Here is a 735-nt window from a genome sequence, read left to right as displayed (position 1 = left end):
TATTCTCTTCATACTGGAGCCGAACCTGTTCAAGGTCGATGGCCAGGGCCTTGTACTCGTGCCGCCCCATGTCACCGGCAATCCGGTCCAACAGATTCTCCAGCGTCACGGGTGTCGCGTCCCCCAGTGGACGGGAAAATGATTCCGCCTCCCGTACCGGCGCTTCCGCCACCCGTGTCCAGCACGTATGAACGTGTCGGCTCTCGGCCACATAGGCGGTAAACCCGGTGACGGACGAGCTACCGCGCGGCATAGCGTTGATATGCTCGTCAGATGTGATGCCCTGCGCGGAATCAATCGTCATCGCATGGCCCGGACCCAGCCTGATACGCCCGGTCGCCCTGTCCGCCAGACGCTCCCACGGCACCAGGCCGGTCACGCCCCGGGTGTTCCTCAGGACAATGCCTTTATCATTCCAACCCTCCACATCCACGAAATCGCCATTGGATCCAAGGTCGCGCCAGCGCCACCCCCTTCCATCAGCCCGTGCCACCTGACACTGCGTCCGAGAGAACAGCCTGACACGGTCGCCCTTCGAGATGGGCAGGTCATAGGTTTCCCCGCGCTGGTCGATGGCCGCGCGTATGATTTCCTCCTGCCCGATCTCGTTGCGGGCGCGCAGCCGTTCGCGCACGGCCAGACTCAGCGCCAGAACATCCTCATTCGTCGGCGCTGACATGGTTATGCCGCGCTTCGCGCCACTGGCGCGCAGCATGTCCCGCCGCCTGAGATAGA

Annotated in this window: 1 pseudogene; it reads right to left on the bottom strand. The window is 63.3% G+C overall.

Annotated features, from left to right (window positions below):
* Nucleotides 1-735 (bottom strand): annotated as a pseudogene (locus tag ACBR42_RS17175) (conjugal transfer protein TraA); the annotation flags it as partial.

The sequence above is a fragment of the Komagataeibacter sp. SM21 genome (assembly GCF_041402665.1).
GTDB lineage: Bacteria > Pseudomonadota > Alphaproteobacteria > Acetobacterales > Acetobacteraceae > Komagataeibacter > Komagataeibacter saccharivorans.
This window is presented reverse-complemented; position numbering and strand designations above follow the sequence as displayed.